This window comes from Tenacibaculum geojense, assembly GCF_042676005.1.
Taxonomy (GTDB): domain Bacteria; phylum Bacteroidota; class Bacteroidia; order Flavobacteriales; family Flavobacteriaceae; genus Polaribacter; species Polaribacter geojense.
Map to the genome: position 1 here is coordinate 135,836 of NZ_JBHTJR010000014.1, position 18,276 is coordinate 154,111.

Genomic DNA, 18,276 nt, shown 5'->3' on the forward strand with positions numbered 1-18,276 from the left:
ATTTTATATCAGTAGTACTCTTATTTAGGTTATAAGCGTAGTTTTTTGCAGTATTAGCGTTAAAGCTCTTTTTTTATTGAATTTATTATGGTTTCTATTTTTTCATCATAATTAAACCACTTAATATTCTCATCCTTTCTAAACCAAGTTAGTTGTCTTTTAGCAAATCTTCTGGTGTTTTTTTTAATTTCTTCAATGGCTTTTTCTAATGTACAATTACCGTCAAAATATTCAAAAAGCTCTCTATATCCAACGGTTTGTAGAGCGTTTAGTTGCTTATGAGGGTAAAGGTTTTTAGCTTCTTCAAGGAGACCATTTTTAACCATTATATCTACTCTTTTATTAATTCTTTCATAAATAATAGAACGCTCTGCATTTAAACCAACTTTTATAACGTTAAAGTTTCTTGGAGTTTTTGGCTTATTTTTAAATGAACTATAAGTTTTTCCTGTTCCAATACATATTTCTAAAGCTCTTATTACTCTATGTGGATTGTCTTTAGCTATAGTATTATAGGTTTCAGGATCTAAGTTTAATAGTTGTTGCTGAAGTACTTCAATACCTTCAGAATTTAGCTGTTCAGTTAAATTTTCTCTTATTTGAGGATCTACATCTGGAAAAAAATCTAAACCATTCACTACAGCATCAACGTATAATCCGCTTCCACCAACCATTATCTGAATTGAATTGTTTTCAAATAATTCATTTAATTTTTTTAAAGCATCTTTTTCAAAGCTTCCTACATTGTAATCGTCAAAAATACTTCTATTTTGAATAAAATGATGTGTGGCAGCGGCTAATTCATCCTGATCAGGAACAGCAGTTCCAATAGTCATTTCTTTAAAAAACTGTCGTGAGTCACATGAAATAATTTCTGATGAAAAATGTTGTGCTAATTTTATGCTTAATGCTGTTTTACCTATAGCAGTTGTTCCTACAATTACAATTAATGTATTCATTTACATATTTAATTTTGATCCGCAATGGTAACAGAATTCAGCATTATCTTTATGTCCTTCGTATCCACAATTAGGGCATGATTGAGTATTCAAGTTTACTTTTCCTTTAGTCATTTCAGACGAGACAATTCCTGTTGGAATTGCAATAATAGCATACCCAATAATTACTGTAATACTAGCTATAAATTGTCCTAAAGGTGTTTGAGGAGCAATATCTCCATAACCTACAGTAGTTAATGTTACTATAGACCAATAAATACTTCTGGGTATACTAGTAAAACCATTATCCGCGCCTTCTATTAAATACATAATGGTACCTAGAATAACACATACAATGAGTACAAAATATAAAAACACACCTATTTTAGCTTTACTTGCATTTAAGGCCTTCATTAATTGATTTGATTCCCCAACAAAACGAGAAAGCTTTAAAATTCTAAAAACCCTTAATAAACGAAGTGCTCTTAAAGCTACTAAACTGTGTGAACCAATAAAAATAGCAGATAAATACATTGGTAGTGTTGATAGTAAATCTATCAAACCATAGAAGCTAAAAATATATTTGGTAGGTTTTTTAATAGAAATTACCCTTAACACATACTCTATAGAAAAAAGAATAGTTACACCCCATTCAAAAGCATATAGCGTTTCATGATATTTATCATCAACTTCTTTAACACTTTCTAGCATCACCAAAATAATACTCATTAGTATTAAAGCTAAAAGTGCTATGTCAAATAACTTACCTTCGGGAGTATCTGCCTCATAAATAACTTCATGAATAATCTCTCTCCAACTACGGTTTTTTGTTTCTAATTTTTTCAAAAAAAGATAGTTTAAAAAACAATATTACAAATTATTTTCAATTTGATAACGGATGATTTTTTCTACTTTGTTTTTAGCCAAATAGTTTTTAATAATACTTTTTGCTAACAATTTATTTTCTATAAAAGTAAGCATGTTTTTAAGTATATTTATTTGGTTTTCTTGATAGGATAAATTTGTGTAAGCATATCCTAAAACTTCATTATTTTCAATTAAGATAACAGCGTTTTCTTCTGGAATTCTACCTTTATCTATTAAAATTAAGTGATCGTGATTAAATTTATTTTCAGAAATCTTTCGCTTTCTTATTAAATTGTATTTAGGCTTTAAGGTATCTAAACCTAAATAGTATTTTAAGCGAGTTAATAACTGATTTCCAGTTTCTTCAAAACTAACGCTTTGCGCTAACTTTGAAACTTTTTGAGCTCTTTTTGATTGTTTTAAGAACAGTTTACCTACTTCTTTTTGCATGTTCTTTCCTCTTCCTAAGAAAATTACATGTCCATCTTCATTATGAATATAAAAAACACCTTCTGAATTTGGTACAGACTCTATTAATCCTTTAATTTTCTTTTTAAAGTTTCTATTATCTATAAATTTAATAGAAGATTGGATGATTTCTTTATCAATATCTTTTTCTAATAAAAGTTTAAATAATTGAACTGTAGCAAGTGCATCACCTGAAGCACGATGACGGTCGGAAAGGGGGATACCTAAGCTTTTTGTTAATTTCCCTAAACTATATGATGGTTGGTCTGGAATTAGTTTTTTACTTAAAGCTACGGTACATAATGTATTTCTCTGGAAATCATAACCTAAGCGTTTATATTCCGTTTTTAAAACTCTATAATCAAACGCAGAATTGTGTGCTACTAAAATACAGTCTTCAGTAATTTCTATAATTCGTTTGGCAACTTCATAAAATTTAGGTGCATTACGAAGCATTTTATTGTTAATACCAGTGAGTTTAACAACAAATTCTTGTATTTCTTTTTCTGGGTTTACTAAGCTAATAAATTGGTCAACTACTGTTTGGCCGTCAAACTTGTATATAGCAATTTCAGTTATACCCTCTTCATTAAACTTCCCACCAGTTGTTTCAATATCTAAAATGGCGTACATGCAGGATTTCCTGTTATTAGGTTATTAATAAATTGTAGGGGAATAAAACTATTGTTTATCAAATATATAAAAAATAGCTGTAATAAAATTAATTATGTTAGATAGTTTCTACTCCCAAAAATAGAACTTCCAATACGTACCATATTACTACCACATTCAATTGCTAGGTTATAATCTCTACTCATTCCCATAGATAATATTTTAAATGAAGTATAATGTTTAGCTAGGCCGGTATACAATGAGTGTAAAGATGAAAACTCTTTTTGAATCTGATTTTTATCATCTGTAAAAGTTGCCATTCCCATAAGCCCAACAATTTTAACATTGCTAAGCTCTTTAAACTCATCTGATGCTAAAATTGATTTAATTTCATTAAAAGATAAACCAAATTTAGTGTCTTCTTCTGCAATATGAGCTTGTAATAAACAATTAATTACACGATCATGTTTTTTAGCTTGTTTATCTATTTCTTTTAATGTTTTAAAACTATCAACACCATGAATTAAATCAACAAAATGAGCCATATATTTTACCTTATTTCTTTGTAAATGACCAATCATATGCCATTGTATATCTTTCGGTAGTTCATCATATTTCTCAACCATTTCTTGGATCTTATTTTCACCAAATACACGCTGCCCTGCATTATAAGCTTCTTGAATGTCAGAAATAGGCTTTGTTTTAGATACAGCTACTAAAGTAACATTAGCTGGTAAAGCTGATTTAATTTCTTGTATTTTATCTTTAATTCCTTGCATTTTAACTAAAATTCATAAATGGTTAATGCACTTCTTAATTTTGGTTCTATATAGGTTGTTTTTGGAGGCATCATAAGTCCACTATCTACAATATCTTTAATATCATCAATAGTTACCGGCAACATCCCAAATGACACCTTAAACTCTCCATTATCAACTTTTAATTTAAGCTCTAATCCATCAGATTTATCTTGTGAGTATAAAATTTTATCAGCATTTCTAATATCATCAATGCCTAGAATAGGCTTTAATACTGTTTGATATAAGATTTCTGAATCTAACTTACTTTTTGCATCTGAAAAAGTATAGGCTGTTTTACGAAGATATAAAGCATAAAATTCACCATCTAAATACATAGAAAAGTGATGTTTTTGTTTGGGTTTAAATAATTCTTGACCTCTTTTTTCGATTCTGAAATAGGTATCTAACTCAATTAAAAACTCATCAGGAGTTAATCCATTTAAATCTTTTATAAAACGATTGAATTCGTAAATACTTAACTGGCTCTCTGGTAAAAAATAACTCATAAAGAAATTGTAGTCTTCTTCTCCAGTGTGTTTTGGGTTTTCTTGGGCTAAATTATTAGCTAGTAAACATGAAGAAGTTGACCTGTGATGACCATCTGCAATGTATAAAGTTTTTACCTCTTTAAAAGCTTGTTGAATTGTGGATATATCTTCTTTATTAGCAACTACCCAAAGTAAGTGTTTATCTTTATCAGATGTAGAAAATTCATATTCTGGGCGTTGTTCTTTGTACTTATTTATAATAGCTTCTATTATAGAATTATCAGGATACGTTAACAGTACAGGTTCTGCATTAAAACCTGTATTTTTTAGGTAGTTTTCAAACAATAGCTCCCTTGATCTTAAAGTATCTTCATGTTTTTTTATGACATCTTTATGGTAATCTTCTACAGATGACGCTGCTATAATACCACAAAAAGTGTGGTATGGTGTTGTTTTTTGATAAATATAGTAGGCAGGATCTTCATCTTGGGTAAATACACCTTCTTCTTTAAACTCTAGATAACGGTTATGTACTAATTTAAAGCGCTGATCACCTGAAATATGTTTTTTATGATATTTATAGCCAGGATTTACAACATGCAAAAACGTAAACGGATTGTAACTTAGTTTAGCTTCTAGTTCATTAGGTGGATAAATATCATAAGATTTAGAGGAAACCAAAGCAACTTTGTCTCTAGTTGGTCTTACTGCTTTAAAAGGTTTAACAACTGCCATATATTAATACTGTAATAAATCTATAGTTTGTTTAGCTAATTCAACACCAATTTGTTCTTGAGCTTCATGAGTAGCAGCTCCAATATGTGGAGATAACGATAAACTAGGATTCATTAATAGTTGTATTTCTGGATTTGGTTCATTCTCAAAAACATCTAAACCAGCATATTTAACTTTACCACTTTCAATGGCATTTACAAGTGCAACCTCATCTATAATTCCACCTCTTGATGCATTAATAATTCCAACACCATCTTTCATTTTTTCAAATTCAGTATCAGTTACAATATATTCTTCTTGAGCAGGAATGTGATATGTAATAAAATCGGCTTCTTTATATAATTCATTAATATCTATAGAAGAGAAAGAAAAAGGAACCTGTTGCCCATCAAAAAACTCTAAATTAAAGTATACCTCTTTTGTGGTTCTGTTATTCATCACAACACGCATTCCCATTCCTAATGCTATTTTAGCTGTAGCAATACCAATGCGTCCCATACCAACAATACCTAAAGTTTTTCCTTTTAATTGATGTCCTGTATAAAGCTTTTTTAAACCTTTAAAGTTACTATCACCTTCTAAAGGCATGTCTCTATTGGCTTGATGTAAGTTTCTTGCCATACCTAATAAGTGAGCAAAAACTAATTCGGCAACACTATGCACAGAAGCTTCAGGTGTATTAATTACATGAATTCCGTGGTCCTCGGCAAAAGTAACATCGATATTGTCCATACCAACACCGCCGCGTCCAATTAATTTAATGCTAGGACACGCTTCTAATAACTCTTGTGTAATTTGTGTACTACTTCTTACAAAAATAGCGTCTACACCATTATCATTAATATAATCTTCTAATTGGTTTTGAGCTACCTTTACATTAATAACTTCAAATCCTGCTTCTAATAAAAGTGACTCTCCACTTTTAGATATTCCGTCGTTTGCTAATATTTTCATTAGTTTTTATTAAATATTTTTAACTAATTCTTTCTAATTCTTGCATTACATCTACCAATGATTGAACACTATGTAAAGGTAATGCGTTATACATGCTTGCTCTGTAACCTCCAACAGATCTATGACCATGTAAACCATTTATTCTTGCTTCTGCCCACATACTATCAAACTTAGTCTCCAAAGCTTTATTATTAATAGTAAAAGTAGCATTCATGACACTTCTGTCTTCTACAGCTGCAAAACCTGTAAAAAGAGGGTTTCTATCAATTTCATTATAAAGTAAATCTGCTTTTTGTTGATTTACTTTTTCTATGAAAGATATACCTCCAATTTCTTTTAACCACTCTAATGTTAACATTGAAACGTATACAGAAAATACAGGAGGCGTATTAAACATACTATCTTTTTCAATTAACAATTGATAATTTAACATTGATGGAATTTCTCTTGATACTTTTCCTAAAATTTCATCTTTTATAACTACTAATGTAGCACCTGCTGGGCCCATATTTTTTTGAGCTCCTGCATAAATTAGATCAAATTGAGAGAAATCTAAAGTTCTTGAAAAGATATCTGAACTCATGTCACACACTATAGGAACTTCTGTATTAGGAAATTCTTTCATTTGTGTTCCATAGATGGTGTTATTACTTGTACAATGAAAATAATCAGCGTCTTTGGGTATCATATATCCTTTTGGGATGTATGAAAAACCGTTGTCTTTTGATGAGGCCACTTCATCTAATTCTCCAAATAATCTAGCCTCTTTAATGGCTTTAGAACTCCATGTTCCAGTATTTAAATACGCTGCTTTATTATTTAACAGATTGTAGGCTACCATTAAAAATTGCATACTAGCGCCTCCTTGTAAAAACAAAGCGGTATATCCCTTATTTTGAAGGTTTAAATGTTCTAAAGCTAAGCTTCTAGCATTTTCTATTACATCTACAAAAGGTTGACTTCTGTGAGAGATTTCTAATATCGATAAATCATCATTATTAAAATTAATAACAGCTTCAGAGGCTTTTTTTAAAACTTCTTCAGGTAAAATACATGGACCTGCGCTAAAATTATGCTTTTTCATTAGGTTTTGTTGATTATATGCAAAGATGCAATTTAAACTACGAATAGTTTTTAAATTTTTGCCAAAAATTCTAAGGTATTAACTCCATCTGCGTAATCCCATAACTGAGGTTGTTGGGTTTTTCCAAAAGCAATCTCGTTTTCATGGAAGTTAGAGGAAACAATACATTGAATTTTATCACTGTCTTCAAATAACTTAATTTTTAAATCATCAGAATTATCATAATATTCATAAAATACCGATGCAATAGGGGAGGCGTAACTGGCATCTTCTTTAATCATTAAAAAACCATTTTCTAAAATATCAAATTCACTCATTAAATACACGGCTTTGTTATAATCATAATTATTAGCGTATTTAACATTGTTTATAATTTCTTGTTTATCAAACATTCCTCTAAAGAAATTATCAAAATCATACCCTTTTGGAACAAATAACTTTGAAACAGATCTGCAACCCAAACCAAAATATTGAAAAACATCGTCGCTTAATTTCTTAAAGTCTTCTTCTGATTCATTACCTGTTAAAACAGCTACGGAGTTTCTGTTTTTTCTAATTATACTTGGCTTATCTTTAAAATAATACTCAAAATAACGAGCAGTATTATCACTACCAGTAGCAATTACAGCATCAAAATTTGTTAGTTTTTGGTCCGTAAATGTTATTTTACCTTTAAAATCGGTATTTACATATTCTAGATATTTCGCTAAAAAAGGTAGTAAGTGCTTGTCATTTGATGATAATTTAGCTAAAACAGCATGACCAGAGATTAATACCGAAATAAAATCATGAAACCCAACAAGAGGAATATTTCCTGCCATGATAATGGCAACTTGTTTTTCTGAATTTTCAATTAATTCTTCATTCGAAATCCATTGTTTAATATTACCCTCAGTTAAAGCTTGTGACCAGCTTTCACAACTAAACAATAAATTTTCTTTGGTAAACCAACTATTTGCTTCTTGTGCGAGTTTTAGTTGATGTTTAAATCCGTTAAAAAACAAATCGTTATGAGGAATTAATGGTTTTTCTTCAATTTTTTCTCTAGAAAACTGACTTAGAAAATCTCCTAATTTTACAAATGCGTTAATACGTTGTTGGATTTTGTCCATTTAAATTGGTTCTAAAATATTTTGGCTCTATTTTTGCAATTGCAAAGTTACAAAACTGAAAGAGATTTATTATGGCAATTATAATAACAGACGAATGTATTAATTGTGGTGCTTGTGAACCTGAGTGCCCTAATACTGCTATATATGAAGGTGCTGATGAGTGGAAATATGCTGATGGTACCGATTTATCAGGTTCAATAGTTTTACCTAATGGTAAGCAAGCAAATGCAGATGAAGATCAAGAACCTTTGTCTGATGAAATTTATTACATTGTTGCTGATAAATGTACAGAATGTAAAGGTTTTCATGAAGAGCCACAGTGTGCAGCAGTTTGCCCTGTAGATTGTTGTGTGCCTGACGAAAATAATGTAGAAACTGAAGAAGAATTGTTAGCTAAGCAAAGTTTTATGCATAACGATTAATCATATAGTATAAAAATAAAATCCCGAGTTTATTACTCGGGATTTTTTATGCTTAAAATTTATAGTTTACAGATAGGTTGAATAAGGAACCTAATTGACTAAAATGATAACCATCATATGTCATTTGAGAATATCTTTGGTTAAAAGTTATTAAATTAGATTGAACTTTTACTTGAGCAGGATCATTTAAAATTGCTCGCCCATCAGCATTTTCTGCTTTAAACTCCCATTCTGGTAACACATTTAAAATGTTATTAGCATTAAAAGAAACTGTCCAATTATCATTAACATTATAGTTTACACCAAAATCGGTTACAATTTTAGGAATAAATTCTGTTCTTAAATCACTACTAAGTCCAGCTTGCTTAAACGTGGTTTTACCAAAATAGGTGTTACCTAATGAGAATCCAAATTTACCAATGTCATAATTAAGACCTAAAATCCATTTAGTTTCTGGCCTTGAAGTAAATAATAATGCTTCTTGTGTAGCATCTATTAATAAATCACCAGTATCATCTGTTCTACCATTATCAATTACGTAGTTTCCTGATAAATTTACGCTTAAATCTCCATTACCTAATTTAATTCCTTTATATCCAATTACTACGTCTAAACCTGAAGTTTCAGTATCAATAGCATTAGAGAAGAAACTAACAACACCAAAATCTGTAGAAATAGGGTTACCTAACACAATTCTATCTTCAACCTGAATATTATAATAATCAATAGTAAAACTTAAGTTTTTGGTTGGCTTAGCACCAAAACCTACTGTAAAGTTTAATGATTCCTCTGCTTTTAATTTAGGTAAACGTAATCTTCTTGCTTCTGGAGATACGTTATTCACTAATCCTTCTACTTCAATACCACCACCAGCGGTAAAGCTGTATTGAGATTTTTGAGTATAAATTTGATGTAGAGTAGGAGCTCTAAATCCTGTAGAAACAGAACCTCTAATAGTATACTTATCATCTAAAAATTTATATCTTGAACTCAATTTCCAAACAAAAGTAGTTCCAAAATCACTATAATTTTCAGCTCTTACTGTTCCTTCAAATAATAAGTCTTCTGTTGCATCAAATGAAGCACTTACATAACCTCCAATGTTATATCTACTAAATTCACCAGAGTTTTCAGGTCTATTACCAGCAAAAGAATCAGCTCCTAAACCTTCATAAGATGCCAAATCTCCCTCTAAAACCTCAAAAAATTCAGCTCTAAATTCAGAACCTACCGCTACTGAAAATTGATCAGAAAGTACTTTTGATAAATCAATGTTACCAACAACATGACTAAAAGCTGTTCCACCAGGTTGAAATGAAATTGGAGTGTTTTCTCCATAAATAAACTCATCGTTTTCATCTACAGATCTGTTGTGAGAATCATTAACAGTATATGTTTGTTTATTACCTCCAATAGTTACACTTGCATCAGAATTCCATCCGTTAATGTTAGATTTAAACCCAAAAGTAGCATTATAATCGCTCATATCACCTTCAAATGTTGGTAAATAACCGTCATAACCATTTGCATTATTTGGGTTGTTTCCTGGGAATAATGAAGCTAAATACGGGTAATCATCTAAAGTACGCCAGTATGGAGTTCTGTAATTTGCAAAACTATTTACTTTTTTATAAATATATGCAGCATTAAAATACATATTATTTTTTGCAGATGTTGGAATACTACCGTTAATCAAAAATTTGGTAGCAGTTGTTTCTGGAGAACCGTTTATATTACCTGCATCTGGGTTTCTTGATAAAAATTCTTGAACATCAGCTAATGATGCTCCGAAATCTGTTGCTTCACCTTCAGCATCTACAACTCCAGGTCTGTTTGCTAAGGCTACTTTTGAAAAATCAACAGTATAATTGATAAATCCTTTGTTATCACCAATTTCAGCTCCTCCGTTTAAAGAAACACCTATCATTTCGCCATCACCTTCTCCTGTAATTCCTGACCTAAAAGTTGCAGAAGTGTTCTTGTAATCATCTTTTAAAATAATATCAACTACTCCTGCAATAGCATCAGATCCATATTGAGCAGAGGCTCCATCACGTAATACCACTATGTTTTTAATAGCATCAGTTGGAATTCCTGAAATATCTGCACCAGTTTCACCTCTACCTGGTGAAGTTTGTGTATATAATAGTGAACTTAAATTTTTACGTTTACCGTTAATTAATACTAATGTTCTACTTGGTCCCATGTTTCTAATTTCATAAGGATCTAAAAGTGAAGTAGCGTCATTTACTGGAGTTTGTACTGTATTAAAAGAAGGTATTTTGTATTGTAATGCCTTGTCAAAGGTAGTTTGTCCTGTTGATTGTAATGCTTTAGCATCTACAACATCAACAGGTAGGGGACTTGTAGTGTTACTTCTTGCGGGTGTTCTAGACCCTGTTACAATAACTTCTTCTAATTGAACTCCATCTTTTAATACAATAGTAAAATTAGATTTTCCGTTCACAGCAATTTCTTCTGTTTGAAAACCAGTAAAACTAACAATAAGTGTTGCATCGTTTGCTACTGATAATTCAAAAACACCATCAATATTGGTAGTTGTTCCATTTTGTGTTCCTTTTTCCAATACACTTGCACCTGGTAAGGGATTGTTAGATGAATCAAATACTTTACCGCTAATCTTAGTTTGAGCATTTACAGATACTATTCCTAAAATAATAGCAATAAACATAATCAGTTTTGATTTTTTCATATTTTAAATTTTTTGGTTAATTCTATAAATATATTTTATAAAAATTAATTAATTAACATTTTTAACTTGTTTTTATAACTAAAACAATATTTTTATTAAAAATTAAATAATTATAACCTTAAGATGTTATTTTTGAATATAAAACTGATTTACAATTAATTAAATAAAAAAGCTCTCAATTATATAATTGAGAGCTTTTTTTTAAAAGTTTACATTTAGTCTTGCATAATAATAGGCGCCGGAGAACCCCATTTGAACCGCATCAAAATAGCCACCAGATTCTGTCCAATCATCTTGCTGGTCTGGATAGATATTAAACAAGTTATTACTACCTAGTGTAAATCTTACATTATCAGTAGCTTTATAACTTAAGTTTAAATCGGTTACTATTTTAGCTCCATAATAATCTGTTGCCGCTTCTTTTTTATCATCATAAGTTCCATAATCTAAAGTGTCTTCAAAAATTTGTGAATCTATCAATTCTATTTCACTAAATCTTGTAAAAGCAAGATTAGCATCAAACTTCTTGTATTGATAATTTAAATTTAAATTTATTTTACTACTTGGTGCTGATGCAAGTAAAAAATACTTATCTCTATCTCCAAAGAATATTTCTTCATCTAAATTTCCATTGTTAACATGGCTTATCACCATATCATTGAAATTGGCAGCAAAATTAATTCCTAACTTTCCGCTAGCCCCTAAATCATAATCATAGGTTACTATAATATCAATACCTTTAGTTTGTGTATTTACGCCGTTTACAAAAAACTGAACATCGCTAACTTCTGGTATATCATTGGTAGGGAAATTACCTGTTAATACAATTCTATCATCTACATCAACAAAATAACCATCAAAAGTTACCGTAAAATTGTCAAATTTACCAGTAAAACCTAAAGCTGTGTTAATTGAAGTCTCTTCCTTTAAAGGTCCAACGCCAAAAGTTCTTGTTATTGGACTTGTGTTTGATGATAATAATTTATCTGACGACACACCTCCTAAAAAATCAGAAAACTTTAAATTGTAATGAAGTTGCGCCAGGGAAGGAGCTCTAAATCCAGTACTTATAGAACCTCTAATATTGAAATTATCATTAAGTTTTAATCTTGTTGATAATTTACCATTTAATGTACCTCCAAAATCACTATAATTCTCATATCTGGCAGCTAAACCTACTAAGAACTTCTTAGTAATATCTAATTCAAAATCAGCAAATAAAGAAATATTAGATCTACCTTCATCAACAACATTGTCTGGAGAATACCCAGGAAATCCTTGAGAACCGCCTGGTCTTATTTCTCCATTTTCATCTCTTGCAGGTTCTTGAGTATTGTTAGTTATTAATGTTCCGTTTTCTGTATAAGTTCCCCATGAAGCTTCTTCACCAGAGAAGATCTCAAAACGTTCACCACGAACTTCAAAACCATAAGCTATATTTAAACCTGCTAAAAAATCATCATAAAACTTAGACATTTCTATATTTAAAGTGTTTTGAGCTAATCGGTGGCCTCCAGCATCAAAGCTTGTTGGTGAATTTTCTTCAAGAGTAGCATTTAGAGATCCTTCAACAAAATAATGAAAGTTATTATAGCCATACGTATTACTAATATCAAAAATCCAATTATCAAAAGTTTTTATCTTTAATCCAACTGCTATTGAATTATCTTCAATTTCTGAGGTTATTCTTGGAGTAAATCCATTTGGATAAATGGATGTGACTACTCTAGGCCCCTCATTTCTTGTAAATGCATAAGCATCTGTATCTCTATAGTTTCTTCCACCAAAAACATACATTTCTGTATTTTTAAACAATGGGAAAGACATGTTTGTAAACAAATTATAACCTTTTATAGAGGCTTCCCCAAAACCTTTTCTAAATTCAAAAGAGGGACGCAATGTTTTTTCTTTGTTTAAAAATTCTGTAGTAAAATGAGCAAAACCTTTCTCTCCAATTTTCACTCCATAATTAGCGGTTGCTTTCAATGAATTTCCATCAAAACTTTGGTCATCTCCAATTACATTTCCGTCTTTTTCTGTATCTAATCTAAAGCCATTTGTATTCCAAACACCATAATTCCCGTCAGTAAATGGAGAAACATCAACATCAGCATTGGTATTGTACATTCCGTAACTTACACCACCTTCAAACTTACCAATATAATCTTCATCCTTTAAAACGATGTTAACAACTCCTGCAATAGCATCAGATCCGTATTGAGCAGCTGCACCATCACGTAAAATCTCAATTCTTTTTATTGCTGATGCAGGAATAGCGTTTAAATCAGTACCAGTATTTCCACGTCCTCGTGTTCCAAAAAGGTTAATTAAAGATGATTGATGTCTTCTTTTACCATTAATAAGAACTAGTGTTTGATCTGGACCTAAACCTCTTATGGTAGCAGGATCTATATGGTCTGCACCATCAGAACCTGATTGTTTAGTAGCATTAAAAGAAGGAGCTGCATATTGTAATAATTGATTGATTTCAATTTTACCAGCTTTGGCTGTTACATCAGCTACATCAATAACATCAATTGCAACAGGAGTATCTACCGCAGATCTATTTACATTTCGAGTACCTACAACAACCACTTCGTCAAGCTCTATATCTTGTAAAACAATATCTAATTCTGTTTGTTTATTAATTACAATTTCTTGTGTTTCAAATCCAGAAAAACTTATAATTAACGTAGCTTTTTCAGGTACTTCTATTGAAAAAACACCATTAAAATCTGTAGTTGTTCCATTTTTTGTTCCTTTTTCTAACACATTAGCACCTGGTAAAGGTTCATTAGAACTATCTTTTACAATACCTTTTATTGTTACTTGTGCATGAAGTAAAAAAGTACCGAAAAATATTAACAAAATACTTAGTAAGTTTCTTTTCATAAGTAATATATTTTCAATTGAGTAATATAAATTTAAGTAAAAAAAAACACAAACTACACAAAAACAGTTGTTTGAATATGATTTTAATGTCAATTTAATTTTAAATGTTATAAATTAATATTACATATCAATACACTATATTTGCAGCGCTAAAATTTATTTTATGAAAGCTGGAATTGTAGGATTACCAAACGTTGGAAAATCAACATTATTTAATTGCTTATCTAATGCAAAAGCTCAAAGTGCAAACTTTCCGTTTTGTACTATAGAACCAAACCTAGGAGTGGTTAATGTACCAGATCCAAGAATTGAAAAGTTAGAAGAACTTGTTAACCCAGAAAAAGTAGTACCTGCTACAGTTGAAATTGTAGATATTGCTGGTTTAGTTAGAGGTGCAAGTAAAGGAGAAGGTTTAGGGAATCAATTTTTAGCAAATATTAGAGAAACAGATGCAATTTTACATGTATTACGTTGTTTTGATAATGATAATATAGTGCACGTTGATGGCTCTGTAGATCCTATTAGAGACAAAGAAACTATTGATATAGAACTTCAGTTAAAAGATTTAGAAGCCGTTGAAAAACGAATGGATAAGGTAAAACGTGCTGCTAAAACTGGTAATAAAGAAGCTCAGAAAGAATTAGAGATTTTAGAAAAAGTACAAGCTACTTTATTATCAGGACAATCTGTAAGAACTATTGAGTTTTCAGAAAAAGAAGAAGAACTTGTAAAAACCATGCAATTCATTACAGCTAAACCTGTTTTATATGTTTGTAATGTTGACGAGGCTTCTGCTAAAGATGGAAATGCTTATGTTGATAAAGTTAAAGAAGCTGTTGCGTCTGAAAATGCTGAAATTATTGTTTTAGCTGTAGCAACAGAAGCTGATATTGCTGAATTGGAAGATTATGAAGAGCGTCAAATGTTTTTATCGGATATTGGTTTAGAGGAACCAGGAGTATCTAGATTAATTCGTTCTGCATATACTTTATTAGATTTACAAACGTATTTCACTGCTGGAGTTAAAGAAGTTAGAGCTTGGACCATTCCTGTTGGTGCTTCTGCACCACAAGCTGCAGGAGTAATTCATACAGATTTTGAAAAAGGTTTTATTAGAGCCGAAGTAATTTCTTATGATGATTATGTTACTTATGGAACTGAGGCTAAGGTTAAAGAAGCTGGTAAAATGAGAGTAGAAGGAAAAGAGTATATTGTTGCAGATGGTGATGTGATGCACTTTAGATTTAACGTATAATTTCTATTAAAAACATATAACAAACTCCATTGATTATTTCAATGGAGTTTTTTTATCTTTAAATTTTAAATTTATAACATGCAACTTCACAAAAAAACATTTGAATTCCTTGGTAAACTAGCTGAAAACAATAATAGAGATTGGTTTTCTGAGCATAAAAAAGAATTTAAAGAAATTGAAAACCATGTTAAAGAATTTTATGCACAAGTACATCAAAATTTAAACTTGCATGATGAAGTAGATAAACATAAAGTATTTAGGATTTACAGAGATGTTCGTTTTTCAAAAAATAAAACACCTTATAAAACACATTTTGGCGGATCATTTCATAGAGTAAAACCTACATTAAGAGGCGGATATTATCTTCATTTATCACCAAATGATACCTTTTTAGCGGGTGGTTTTTGGGAACCAAACAAAGAAGATTTATTTAGAATAAGAAAAGAATTTGAAATTGACGCATCTGAAATAAGAGATATTATTAAACAACCTGATTTTATTAAACATTTTGGAGGAGTTTTAGAAGGAGATGAATTAAAAACAGCTCCCAAAGGTTTTGATAAAACTCATCCTGATATCGATTTAATTAGAAAAAAAGGCTATGTTGCCATTAAAAAATTTACTGATTCAGAAGTTTTTCAGCCAGATTTTATAGATAAAGTAGATGAATCATTTAAAACGTTACGTCCGTTTTTTAACTTAATGAGTGATATTTTAACAACTAACCTAAACGGAGAAAGTATCCTGTAATATGGCAGAATTTACACAAACTAGAATTGTTAAAGCTTCTGAGATTGATAATTTAAATCATGTAAACAATGTAATTTATCTTCAATGGGTTCAAGAAATAGCAGAATTACATTGGGAAGAACTTACTAAAAACGGAACACATTCTGATTACTTTTGGGTGGTACTACGTCACGAAATTGACTACAAAGGACAAGCTTTGTTGAATGATGAAATTACTTTAAAAACGTGGGTTGGAGAAACCTCTGGCGTAAAATCCGTTAGACATGTGTCTATTAGTAAAAACAATAAAATAATAGCTAAAGCAGCAACAACTTGGTGTTTAATTAATGCTGCTACAAATAAACCAAATAGAGTAACAGAAAGTATTTTAAAGACCTTATATCCTAATAAATAAAAGTATCTTTGCGGCATATTATAGAATAAAAATATGTCAACATTTTCAGACTTAGGAGTTCGTAAAGATTTTATAAAGGGTTTAAAAGAACTTGGTATTGTTCAACCTACAGAAATTCAGTCACAAACCATACCGTATTTATTACAAAATAAATCAGATTTTATTGGTTTAGCACAAACAGGAACTGGTAAAACAGCTGCCTTTGGATTGCCTATATTGCATCAAATAGATGCTGGTAAAAATGAGGTTCAGGCCTTAATTTTATCACCAACTCGTGAATTAGTACAACAGATTAAAAAACAACTTTTTAAGTTTACAAAATATGTAGATGGTAAAATTTTTGTTGAAGGTGTTTATGGTGGTGAAAAAATTGACCGTCAAATTAAAAATTTACAAAGATCTACGCATATCATAGTAGCGACTCCAGGAAGATTAATTGATTTAATTGAAAAAGATGCTGTTGATATAAAAAAAATTAAAACCTTAGTTTTAGATGAAGCAGATGAAATGCTAAGCATGGGGTTTAAACAAGACATTAATAGAATTTTAAAGTTTACCTCCGGAGAACGAAATACCTGGTTGTTTTCTGCCACCATGCCAGACGAAATAAAAAGAATTGTAAAAACATACATGAATATTAATGCAAAAAGGGTAGATATTGATCCTGCTGAAGCTGTAAATAAAAACATTACTCATTTGTATGTTAAAACATCTTTAAAAGAAAAAACAGACGCAATTATTAGCTTTATAGAAAAAAGAAACTCACAAAGAGGAATTATTTTTTGTAGAACTAAAGCTGGAGCACGAAAATTAACTTCAGAATTACAAGAAGAAGGTTTTGCTATTGATGTTTTAGAAGGTGATATGAAACAAATTGAACGCGATAAGGTTATGCGTGCGTTTAAAAATGAAAGTTTACAGTTTTTAATTGCTACAGATGTTGCAGCTAGAGGAATTGATGTTAAAAATTTAAATTTTGTTATACATCATCAATTACCAGAACAAACAGAATACTTTACCCATAGAAGTGGTAGAACAGCAAGGGCAGGAAAAACAGGTGTTTCAATAGCTTTTGTTTTACCAAATGAGCTTGAAAAAATTCATCAATTACAGAAAAATTTAGGTATTCAGTTTTCAGAAACTACATTATAAATATGAATATTGTTTATGTCCTAGATATTTTAGGAACATTTGCATTTGCTATTAGTGGTGCTTTAGTGGCGAGTAAAAAGCAATTTGATATTTTTGGAGTTATTATCATAGCATTTGTAACCGCAGTAGGAGGAGGGATGCTCCGTGATATTTTGATAAATGCACATCCTATAAATTGGATTGGTGATTTAAATTATATCTGGACGATTCTAATAGGAGTATTGTGTACTTTTTTATTCAAAAGTAAAATTGAACCATTGCGCAAAACATTTTTTTTGTTTGATACAATTGGGATTGCTGTTTTTACTTTATTAGGCTTACAAAAAGGATTGAGTTTTAATTTACATCCGTTTGTAGCTCTTATTATGGGAATGGTATCTGCTGTTTTTGGTGGAGTTATTCGTGATGTTTTAACAAGTAAAGTTCCATTAATCTTTAAAAAAGAAATTTATGCCTCTGCATGTTTGTCGGGTGGATTGATGTATTTAATTTTAAATTACTTTTCTATTGATACTACCATTTCTTTCATAATTTCATCAGTAGTTATAATTGGAATTAGAGTATTAGCGGTGTTGTTTGAATTGGAATTACCTAAGGTTAAAGATGATATTTTTGGAAAGTGATTGTTAATTTTACTTTT

At 30.4% G+C, this 18,276-nt stretch carries 16 protein-coding genes; 6 read left to right on the forward strand and 10 right to left on the reverse strand.

The window, feature by feature from the left end; translation table 11 throughout:
- Positions 1 to 59: 59 nt before the first annotated feature.
- The 8 genes from miaA to ACFQ1U_RS01365 form a co-directional block, all read right to left on the reverse strand.
- Entirely contained in the window at positions 60 to 959 is a 900-nt protein-coding gene (gene miaA, locus ACFQ1U_RS01330; RefSeq protein WP_386104508.1) for a tRNA (adenosine(37)-N6)-dimethylallyltransferase MiaA, read from the reverse strand.
- The gene (locus ACFQ1U_RS01335; protein WP_386104510.1) at positions 960 to 1,784 is read right to left on the reverse strand and encodes an ion transporter; all 825 of its coding nucleotides are present in this window, start codon (positions 1,782 to 1,784) and stop codon (positions 960 to 962) included.
- Between the two features lie 24 nt (positions 1,785 to 1,808).
- Complete coding sequence (locus ACFQ1U_RS01340) at positions 1,809 to 2,906, reverse strand: exonuclease domain-containing protein (RefSeq protein ID WP_386104512.1); 1,098 nt, start codon at positions 2,904 to 2,906, stop codon at positions 1,809 to 1,811.
- Between the two features lie 92 nt (positions 2,907 to 2,998).
- Positions 2,999 to 3,664, reverse strand: a complete 666-nt coding sequence (locus ACFQ1U_RS01345; RefSeq protein WP_386104514.1) for a YggS family pyridoxal phosphate-dependent enzyme — start codon at positions 3,662 to 3,664, stop codon at positions 2,999 to 3,001.
- 5 nt (positions 3,665 to 3,669) lie between these two features.
- Complete coding sequence (locus tag ACFQ1U_RS01350) at positions 3,670 to 4,908, reverse strand: DUF1015 domain-containing protein (RefSeq protein ID WP_386104516.1); 1,239 nt, start codon at positions 4,906 to 4,908, stop codon at positions 3,670 to 3,672.
- A gap of 3 nt (positions 4,909 to 4,911) precedes the next feature.
- Positions 4,912 to 5,862: a D-2-hydroxyacid dehydrogenase gene (locus tag ACFQ1U_RS01355; protein WP_386104518.1), complete on the reverse strand. Its 951-nt coding sequence runs from the start codon at positions 5,860 to 5,862 to the stop codon at positions 4,912 to 4,914.
- A 19-nt stretch (positions 5,863 to 5,881) separates the two neighbouring features.
- Positions 5,882 to 6,946: a 3-phosphoserine/phosphohydroxythreonine transaminase gene (gene serC, locus ACFQ1U_RS01360; protein WP_386104520.1), complete on the reverse strand. Its 1,065-nt coding sequence runs from the start codon at positions 6,944 to 6,946 to the stop codon at positions 5,882 to 5,884.
- A gap of 50 nt (positions 6,947 to 6,996) precedes the next feature.
- Positions 6,997 to 8,058, reverse strand: a complete 1,062-nt coding sequence (locus ACFQ1U_RS01365; protein WP_386104522.1) for an acyl-CoA reductase — start codon at positions 8,056 to 8,058, stop codon at positions 6,997 to 6,999.
- A 71-nt stretch (positions 8,059 to 8,129) separates the two neighbouring features.
- Between ACFQ1U_RS01365 and ACFQ1U_RS01370 the strand changes: the two genes are divergently transcribed.
- Positions 8,130 to 8,480 (forward strand): 4Fe-4S dicluster domain-containing protein, encoded by a 351-nt coding sequence (locus ACFQ1U_RS01370; protein WP_386104524.1) that lies wholly within the window; start codon positions 8,130 to 8,132, stop codon positions 8,478 to 8,480.
- Between the two features lie 52 nt (positions 8,481 to 8,532).
- Here ACFQ1U_RS01370 and ACFQ1U_RS01375 read toward each other — a convergent pair whose 3' ends face one another.
- Positions 8,533 to 11,193: a TonB-dependent receptor gene (locus ACFQ1U_RS01375; protein WP_386104526.1), complete on the reverse strand. Its 2,661-nt coding sequence runs from the start codon at positions 11,191 to 11,193 to the stop codon at positions 8,533 to 8,535.
- Positions 11,194 to 11,394: 201 nt separating this feature from the next.
- Positions 11,395 to 14,085: a TonB-dependent receptor gene (locus tag ACFQ1U_RS01380; RefSeq protein ID WP_386104528.1), complete on the reverse strand. Its 2,691-nt coding sequence runs from the start codon at positions 14,083 to 14,085 to the stop codon at positions 11,395 to 11,397.
- Positions 14,086 to 14,248: 163 nt separating this feature from the next.
- On the opposite strand from ACFQ1U_RS01380, the gene ychF reads away from it, so the two are divergent.
- The 5 genes from ychF to ACFQ1U_RS01405 all read left to right on the forward strand — a co-directional run bounded on the left by ychF (position 14,249) and on the right by ACFQ1U_RS01405 (position 18,259).
- On the forward strand, positions 14,249 to 15,340 hold the full coding sequence (gene ychF, locus ACFQ1U_RS01385) for a redox-regulated ATPase YchF (RefSeq protein WP_386104530.1): 1,092 nt from the start codon (positions 14,249 to 14,251) through the stop codon (positions 15,338 to 15,340).
- 78 nt (positions 15,341 to 15,418) lie between these two features.
- Positions 15,419 to 16,090, forward strand: coding sequence for a DUF2461 domain-containing protein (locus tag ACFQ1U_RS01390; protein WP_386104532.1), 672 nt, complete (start codon positions 15,419 to 15,421; stop codon positions 16,088 to 16,090).
- 1 nt (position 16,091) lies between these two features.
- Positions 16,092 to 16,484 (forward strand): acyl-CoA thioesterase, encoded by a 393-nt coding sequence (locus ACFQ1U_RS01395; RefSeq protein WP_386104534.1) that lies wholly within the window; start codon positions 16,092 to 16,094, stop codon positions 16,482 to 16,484.
- A 33-nt stretch (positions 16,485 to 16,517) separates the two neighbouring features.
- Entirely contained in the window at positions 16,518 to 17,636 is a 1,119-nt protein-coding gene (locus tag ACFQ1U_RS01400) for a DEAD/DEAH box helicase (protein ID WP_386104536.1), read from the forward strand.
- 2 nt (positions 17,637 to 17,638) lie between these two features.
- The gene (locus tag ACFQ1U_RS01405) at positions 17,639 to 18,259 is read left to right on the forward strand and encodes a trimeric intracellular cation channel family protein (protein WP_386104538.1); all 621 of its coding nucleotides are present in this window, start codon (positions 17,639 to 17,641) and stop codon (positions 18,257 to 18,259) included.
- Positions 18,260 to 18,276 lie beyond the last annotated feature (17 nt).

Bases quoted from the DNA above. Each gene is read 5' to 3' on its own strand.
- ACFQ1U_RS01340 (WP_386104512.1), bottom strand. From the start codon at position 2,906: ATGTACGCCATTTTAGATATTGAAACAACTGGTGGGAAGTTTAATGAA.
- ACFQ1U_RS01400 (WP_386104536.1), top strand. From the start codon at position 16,518: ATGTCAACATTTTCAGACTTAGGAGTTCGTAAAGATTTTATAAAGGGT.
- ychF (WP_386104530.1), top strand. From the start codon at position 14,249: ATGAAAGCTGGAATTGTAGGATTACCAAACGTTGGAAAATCAACATTA.
- ACFQ1U_RS01345 (WP_386104514.1), bottom strand. From the start codon at position 3,664: ATGCAAGGAATTAAAGATAAAATACAAGAAATTAAATCAGCTTTACCA.
- miaA (WP_386104508.1), bottom strand. From the start codon at position 959: ATGAATACATTAATTGTAATTGTAGGAACAACTGCTATAGGTAAAACA.
- ACFQ1U_RS01405 (WP_386104538.1), top strand. From the start codon at position 17,639: ATGAATATTGTTTATGTCCTAGATATTTTAGGAACATTTGCATTTGCT.
- ACFQ1U_RS01390 (WP_386104532.1), top strand. From the start codon at position 15,419: ATGCAACTTCACAAAAAAACATTTGAATTCCTTGGTAAACTAGCTGAA.
- ACFQ1U_RS01380 (WP_386104528.1), bottom strand. From the start codon at position 14,085: ATGAAAAGAAACTTACTAAGTATTTTGTTAATATTTTTCGGTACTTTT.
- serC (WP_386104520.1), bottom strand. From the start codon at position 6,946: ATGAAAAAGCATAATTTTAGCGCAGGTCCATGTATTTTACCTGAAGAA.
- ACFQ1U_RS01365 (WP_386104522.1), bottom strand. From the start codon at position 8,058: ATGGACAAAATCCAACAACGTATTAACGCATTTGTAAAATTAGGAGAT.
- ACFQ1U_RS01350 (WP_386104516.1), bottom strand. From the start codon at position 4,908: ATGGCAGTTGTTAAACCTTTTAAAGCAGTAAGACCAACTAGAGACAAA.
- ACFQ1U_RS01395 (WP_386104534.1), top strand. From the start codon at position 16,092: ATGGCAGAATTTACACAAACTAGAATTGTTAAAGCTTCTGAGATTGAT.
- ACFQ1U_RS01370 (WP_386104524.1), top strand. From the start codon at position 8,130: ATGGCAATTATAATAACAGACGAATGTATTAATTGTGGTGCTTGTGAA.
- ACFQ1U_RS01355 (WP_386104518.1), bottom strand. From the start codon at position 5,862: ATGAAAATATTAGCAAACGACGGAATATCTAAAAGTGGAGAGTCACTT.
- ACFQ1U_RS01375 (WP_386104526.1), bottom strand. From the start codon at position 11,193: ATGAAAAAATCAAAACTGATTATGTTTATTGCTATTATTTTAGGAATA.